General features: G+C 72.1%; 6 protein-coding genes. 5 read left to right on the plus strand and 1 reads right to left on the minus strand.

The annotated features are described in order from the left end of the window. Nucleotides 1–130: 130 nt before the first annotated feature. Both LQ222_RS22635 and LQ222_RS22640 read left to right on the plus strand, forming a co-directional pair. Entirely contained in the window at nt 131–1,585 is a 1,455-nt protein-coding gene (locus LQ222_RS22635) for an amidohydrolase family protein (protein ID WP_230169129.1), read from the plus strand. A gap of 11 nt (nt 1,586–1,596) precedes the next feature. After that, nucleotides 1,597–2,256, plus strand: coding sequence for a hypothetical protein (locus tag LQ222_RS22640; RefSeq protein WP_230169131.1), 660 nt, complete (start codon nt 1,597–1,599; stop codon nt 2,254–2,256). 25 nt (nt 2,257–2,281) lie between these two features. On the opposite strand, the gene LQ222_RS22645 is transcribed toward LQ222_RS22640, so the two are convergent. Beyond that, nucleotides 2,282–2,749 (minus strand): RidA family protein, encoded by a 468-nt coding sequence (locus LQ222_RS22645; protein ID WP_230169133.1) that lies wholly within the window; start codon nt 2,747–2,749, stop codon nt 2,282–2,284. Between the two features lie 98 nt (nt 2,750–2,847). Here LQ222_RS22645 and LQ222_RS22650 point away from each other — a divergent pair, with 98 nt between their 5' ends. The 3 genes from LQ222_RS22650 to LQ222_RS22660 all read left to right on the plus strand — a co-directional run bounded on the left by LQ222_RS22650 (nt 2,848) and on the right by LQ222_RS22660 (nt 6,269). Beyond that, nucleotides 2,848–3,435: a LysE family translocator gene (locus tag LQ222_RS22650; protein ID WP_230169135.1), complete on the plus strand. Its 588-nt coding sequence runs from the start codon at nt 2,848–2,850 to the stop codon at nt 3,433–3,435. A 52-nt stretch (nt 3,436–3,487) separates the two neighbouring features. Continuing rightward, entirely contained in the window at nt 3,488–4,117 is a 630-nt protein-coding gene (locus LQ222_RS22655) for a protocatechuate 3,4-dioxygenase (RefSeq protein ID WP_230169136.1), read from the plus strand. A gap of 85 nt (nt 4,118–4,202) precedes the next feature. Next, the gene (locus LQ222_RS22660) at nt 4,203–6,269 is read left to right on the plus strand and encodes a DUF4139 domain-containing protein (protein ID WP_230169138.1); all 2,067 of its coding nucleotides are present in this window, start codon (nt 4,203–4,205) and stop codon (nt 6,267–6,269) included. Nucleotides 6,270–6,543: the final 274 nt, after the last annotated feature.

The following is a 6,543-nucleotide window of genomic DNA, read 5'->3' on the forward strand; positions in this document are numbered from 1 at the left end:
CGACCCACCCGCAGGGCGTCGGTGCGCGGGGCCGCCGCGGCGTTGTTCCCGCCGGCACCCGGCGGGGCTTTCGCGCCGCGCGGCGCCACGCCATGCTCGGCGATACCCACTTGCTTCGGAAGACACGACCATGGCGCTGCGCTGCGACCTCATCATCCGCGATGCCACGATTTTCGACGGGACGGGCGCGCCGCGCCGGCGGGGTGATGTCGGCGTGACGGGCGACCGCATCGTGGCGGTGGGCGACCTGGGCGGCGCTTCGGCGGATCGCGAGGTTCTCGCGCATGGCCGCGCCTTGGCGCCCGGCTTCATCGACGCGCATACCCATGACGACCGCGCGGTGATGTGCGGGCCCGAATGCATGACCTGCAAGATCAGCCAGGGTGTCACCACGGTGGTGGTGGGCAATTGCGGCGTGTCGCTTTCGCCGGCGCGGTTCAAGCGCACCCCGCCGCCGCCGCTGGATTTGATCGGCGAGGAAGGCTGGTGGCGCTTCGATTCCTTCGGCGACTACGCGCATGAGCTGAAGAAGCGCGGGAGCGAGGTGAACACCTACGCGCTGGTCGGCCACCAGACCATGCGCGTGGAAGCCATGGACGGCGACGTGATGCGCGTGGCGAAGGATTCCGAGATCGAGCACATGCGCCTGCGGGTGAAGAACTCGCTGGCCGAGGGTGCGTCGGGCTTCTCGACCGGCCTGTACTACCCGCCCAACATGCATGCGACGACCGAGGAAGTGATCGCGGTGGCCGAGCCGCTGCGCGCCATGGGCGGCATCTACGTGACCCACATGCGCGACGAGGCCGACCGCGTGCTGGCGTCCATCGAGGAGACGGCGAAGATCGGCAAGCGTGTCGGCGTGCCGGTCTGGGTCAGCCACCACAAATGCTCGATGCCCGAGAACTACGGGCGCTCGACGCAGACCCTGCCGCTGATCGAGGCGATCAACCAGACCCAGGACATGTTCTTCGACATGTATCCCTACCCGGCAGGGTCCACCGTGCTGATGCCCGACCGGCTGCGCGAGGATGTGAAGGTGATGATCACCTGGTCGATCCCGCATCCGGAGATGGCGGGGAAATACCTGTCGGACTTGGCGCGCGGCTGGAACACCGATATCCGCCAGGCCGCCGAACGCCTGCTGCCGGCGGGGCAAGTCACCTGGCAGATGGACGAGGAAGACGTGCGCCGCATCATGGCGCATCCGATGTCGGTGATCGGGTCGGACGGCATCCCGCACGACGCGCATCCGCATCCGCGGCTGTGGGGCACCTTTCCGCGCGTGCTGGGGCTGTATGCGCGCGAGCTGCGGCTGTTCAGCGTGGAGACCGCCATCCACAAGATGACGGGGCGCACCGCGTCGCTGTTCGGGATGCTGGACCGCGGCGAAATCCGCGAGGGTGCCTATGCCGACCTGGTGCTGTTCGACGCCGACACCGTGATCGACCGCGCGACCTTCGAGGACCCGAAGCAGACCAGCGAGGGGATCGAGGAAGTCTGGGCGAACGGCACGCCGACCTATGTCGCGGGCAAGGGCGCGACGGGGGAGAAGCCGGGACGGTTGGTGACGCGCAATCGCGTCTGAGCCAATCGCACGTGACCGCCGTCTTCATGGGCGTCATGGGCGGCGCCTTCGCCGCCTACCTGTTCGTCCTGGTCCCGTTCAGCGTGGCGATGGGGCTGTACCTCGGCCTGAACGGGGCGCGGTTCGGCGCGTTGTGCCGGACAATGCTGGTCGCCCTGGCGGTCGCGATTCTGCTCGCCCTGATCGTGCTGACGCTGGCCTCTGGGGCGAGGCTCCCGCCACACGCGCCGCGAGCCATCGTGCTGGCTGCCGCCGCCCCGCAGGGCTTCCTGTGGGGTCCCGAACTCGTACTTGCGTTTGCATTCGCCGTGCACGGCTACCTGCATCGCGACGAGACGACGCGCCCCTTGCCGACCTGGATCGCGGGTCCTGCGATGGGCGTGAGCGTCGAGACCCTGATGGGGTGGCGCGCCGCGTCACTGAGCTTGGCCTCCCAGCGCGGGGACAGCGTCACGGAACTGCTGGCCCTCGCGTTGGCAGGGTTTTGCGCGGCCGCTGTGCTGACAGCGCCAGGCTGGTTCATCGGCCGGATGATCCATGACGGAGCTACGCCGGACCGGCACATCCCGCCCCGGACCATGCCCCGCGCCTGGACCGTCTGGCCTGCCTGGATCGTGCTCGCGGTCACCGCGCGGGTGCTCCGGTCCCATGGAATCATCGCATGGCCCTGACCCCCGCCGGCGCCGCGGCCTTGCGTCAGTCAACCACGCGAAAAATCGCCTCGATCTCCACCGGAATCTGGTTCGGCAAACTCACGAACCCCACCGCCGAGCGCGCGTGCTTCCCATTCTCCCCCAGCACCGCCACGAACAGGTCCGAACACCCGTTGATCACCTTGGGATGGTCGCCGAAATCGGGCATCGCATTCACCATCCCGAGCACCTTCACGCAGCGCAGCCTGCCCAGGCCGCCCGCCGCCTCGGCCGCGGCTGCCAGCAGCCCCAGCCCGACCGACCGGGCATGGCCATAGGCTTCCTCGACGCCGATCTGCGTCGGCACCTTGCCCGCCACCGGCACGCCGTCCGGGCGCCGAGGCCCCTGCCCCGAGGTCCAGATCATGTCGCCCTCCCGCCGCCAGGGCACGTAGCTGCCCAGCGGCTTGGGCACGGGGGGCAGCACCAATCCCAGCGCGGCCAGGCGTTGTTCGGGGGTTTCGTCAGCCATGGCATCCTCCTGCAATCCCATGGCGCCATGCGACACGCGCAACGCCGCCCCGGCAAGAGCGCACGTGAATGTCAGCATTACTGACCTAACATCGCCCAATGGACAAGACCCTCGCCCTGCTCGGCTTCGCCATCGCCATGTCGGTCACGCCGGGGCCGAACGTGCTCATGGTCGCGGCCGGCGCGGCCAATGCCGGCATCCGCGCCACCGTGCCGCACATGCTCGGCATCACGATCGGCTTCGCGGCCATGCTGCTGATCGTCGGGCTTGGGCTGGCCGGTCCCTTCGCCGCCATGCCGATGCTGCACACCGCGCTGAAATGGGGCGGGGCGGCCTGGCTGCTGGTGCTGGCCTGGAAGATCGCCCGCGCGGGCGCGCCGGGCGAAGGCCCGCCCCGCCCGCCGCTCGGCTTCATCGGCGCGGCGCTGTTCCAATGGGTGAACCCGAAGGCCTGGATGATCGCGCTGGCCGCCATCCCGGCCTTCACCACGCCGGATGGCGACATCCTGGCCGAGACGCTGTTGATCGCGGGCGCCTTCGCGCTGGTCTGCTTCCCGTGCTGCCTGGTCTGGGCGGCGCTGGGCGCGGGGGCGTCGCGCCTGCTGCGGACGGACCGCGCGCTGCGCGGCTTCAACATCGCGATGGCGGTGCTGCTGGTGCTCTCCTTGATCCCGGCGCTGACCTGACCGGTTGCGCTTCGATACATCGCGTCACGCGCGCCCGGGGCACAGTGCCGCCATGACCCAGCCCCGCCTGCTCCGCCGCCCGCTGCTCGGCGCCGCCCTGCTACTGCCCCTGCCGGCCTTCGCGCAGACGCGCACCGCCACCCCGCGCCAGACCCAGGGGCCGTTCTACCCGGTGACCCTGCCCGCGGACACCGATGCCGACCTGGTGCGTGTGCAGGGTGCGGCGGCGCAGGCCATGGGCACGGTGGCGCACCTGCGCGGCCGCGTGACGGACACCGCCGGCGCCGCCATTCCCGGCGCGCTGGTCGAGATCTGGCAATGCGACGCCCAGGGCATCTACCGCCACCCGCGCGCCCCCGACACCGCCCGCTTCGACGCCAATTTCCAGGGCTATGGCCGCGTGCTGACCGACGCCACAGGCGCCTATGCCTTCCGCACCCTGCGCCCGGCGCCCTATCCGGGCCGCACGCCGCATATCCATGTGCAGGTCACCCGCCCGGGCGGCGGCACGCTGGTCACGCAGATGTATGTCGCCGGGGAACCGCTCAACGACCGCGACGGCCTGCTGAACCGCATCCGCGACCCGCGTGCGCGCGAGGCGGTCATCATCCCCTTCCTCCCCGCCGATCGCATCGAGTCCCGCGCGCTGCTCGCGCAGTTCGACATCGTGCTGGCGGGCTGAACCGCTTCAGCCCGCCGCGCCCGCCGCCCTGGACCGCGCGGCCCCGCGCCGCCTACCCTCCGCCCCCCGCGGAGAGGACAACGCCATGCGTCGCCTGACACTCGCCTTCCTGCTGAGCGCAACCACGGCGCTCGCCACCGAATTGCCGGTGCGCAGCGTGACGCTGTCCTCCGCCGGCCTGGCGCAGGTCGAGCGTGCCGGCGAGGTCCCGCCCGATGGCACCGTCACCTTCCGCGCCCCCACCGAGGATGTGGACGACCTGCTGCGCAGCCTGATCGTGGTGGACACCGCCGGCACGGTGGAGGGCCTGCGCCTGCCCGCCCGCGACCTGGCGAACGAGGCCTTCCGCGGCCTGCCCGTGCGCCCGGATGATTTCGACAGCCGCGTGCGCCTGCTGGCGGCGCTGCGCGGCCAGGAAGCCGAGGCCGGCGGCGCGCGCGGGCGCATCGCCGATGCCGCCGAGGTGCCGCCCGTGGCCGGCACGCCGGGCGGCCTGCGCCTGACGCTGATCACCCCCACCGGCCTGCGCACCGTGGTGCTGCGCGAGGGCGACGAGGTGGTGCTGACCGATACCGCGCTGGCCGGGCGCGTCGCGCGCGCGGCCGAGGCGCTCGCCGCCGCGCGATCCAACGACGAACGCCGCATCGAGATCCGCCTGCGCGCCGACCGCGCGCGCCAGGTGGCCGTGCTGTACGTCGCGGGCGCGCCGCTGTGGAAGCCGTCCTACCGCCTGCTGGTGCCGCCGATGGGCGCGCCCGCCGCAACACCGACCCAGGCGCGCCTGCAGGGCTGGGCGGTGGTCGAGAATGCCTCGGGCAGCGACTGGGATGCCGTGCGCCTGGCGCTCGTCTCCGGCGAAGCGGCGGCCTTCCGCCAGCGCATCTACCAGCCCATCACCGTGGCGCGGCCCGAGATGCCGGTGCGTGTCGCGGGTGCGGTCATGGTCACCCCCGACACCGGCGGCGTCCCGGTGCCGATCCCGATGCCGGCGCCGGCGCCCGCGGCATTGGCCGGGCGCATGATGGACTCCTCCGCCGCGGCGCCGCAGATGGCGCGGCGGGCCGGCGCACCGGATGCGCCCGGCATGATCGCCGGCGGCGCCCCCGCACAGCCCGCCGCGGCCGCCACCGCCGAGGCCTCGGCCGGGCGCGTCGCCTTCGTCCTCGCCGAACCCGTCACCATCCGCGCCGGCGAGACGGCCAACGTGCCCTTCCTCGATGTCCGCCTGCCGGCCGAGCGCGTCTGGTGGATCCAGGACCTGAACGCGCGCCACCCGCTGCAGGCCGTGCGTATCCGCAACGGCTCCCCGCACACGCTGCCCGATGGCCTGGCCACCGTGTACGGCGCGGAAGGGCCTGAGGCCGGCGTGTTCCTGGGCGATGCCGAGATCCGCGCGATGCCCTCGGGCGATGGCCGCATCCTGGCCTTCGCGCGCGACCGCGACGTGCAGGTGGCGCAGTCCGGCACATCGACCGACACGGTGCGGGGCATCGCGCTGCGCCGCGGCTTTGTCGCCATCGACATCGCGCGCAGGGAGGAGGTGGCGCTGGCCGTCGACCCGCGCGGCGCGCGCGGCATGGTGGTGGTCGACGTGCCGGCCCGCGCGGGGGCGACGCCGCGCTTCCCCATCGTCAGCCAGGGCGATTTCGGCCTGCGCCACGAAGCGGTGCTGGACGGGTCGGCGCAGACCATCCGCCTGGCCTTCGAGCGCGCGATCCGCCAGGACACGCCGCTGTGGGACACCTCATTGGGTGAACCGATGCTGCTGCGCTGGCAGCAATTCGACATCGAGCAGAACCTGCGCCGCCTGCCCGGCGGCCCGGGGACCATGGAGCGCCTGCAGGAGATCCTGGCGCGCACGCCGCCCGACGTCCCGGGCCGCGCCGACCTCGCCGCCGTGGTCGAGGCGATGCAGGCGCTGCGCCGCCAGCTGGACGAAGCCCGGCTGCGCGCGCGCGCCTATCGCGCCGCCGACCAGGCGCTGGCCCGCGCCCGCCAGGCCGCCGAGGACCGCACCGGGCCCGAGCAGCAGGAAGCGCGCCGCCGGCTCAACCAGGCGAGCCGCGAGGCCGAGGCCGCCGGCAGCGCCGCCGACCAGGCGTGGGAAGCATGGCAGCGCGGGGTGGTGGCGCTGCTGCAGCGCGGGTCGTAGCGGTGGACGGAGGGGGCTTTGCCCCCTCCGGACCTCCCCCACCAAGGGCTTAAGGCCCTTGGAACCCTCAACTTTAGTCGGGGCGTTTGGGCAGGGGCATCGTCGGTGAGCCTGACGCAACGCGCGCGCCACGCCCCTCCCCAAACGCCCCGATCAGGTATTGGTGTCCAGAGCGACCGTCTTGCGGGTCAAGCGTTTTGCCATGGACGTTGCGCCTTGATGATCGCGTTGAGGATGGTGAGCAGGCGGCGCAGGCAGGCGATGAGGGCGACTT

The organism is Roseomonas sp. CECT 9278 (genome assembly GCF_918698155.1).
Classification (GTDB): Bacteria; Pseudomonadota; Alphaproteobacteria; order Acetobacterales; family Acetobacteraceae; genus Neoroseomonas.

Coding starts and splice junctions, on each gene's coding strand:
- LQ222_RS22635 (WP_230169129.1), top strand. CDS start 131: ATGGCGCTGCGCTGCGACCTCATCATCCGCGATGCCACGATTTTCGAC.
- LQ222_RS22645 (WP_230169133.1), bottom strand. CDS start 2,749: ATGGCTGACGAAACCCCCGAACAACGCCTGGCCGCGCTGGGATTGGTG.
- LQ222_RS22650 (WP_230169135.1), top strand. CDS start 2,848: ATGGACAAGACCCTCGCCCTGCTCGGCTTCGCCATCGCCATGTCGGTC.
- LQ222_RS22655 (WP_230169136.1), top strand. CDS start 3,488: ATGACCCAGCCCCGCCTGCTCCGCCGCCCGCTGCTCGGCGCCGCCCTG.
- LQ222_RS22660 (WP_230169138.1), top strand. CDS start 4,203: ATGCGTCGCCTGACACTCGCCTTCCTGCTGAGCGCAACCACGGCGCTC.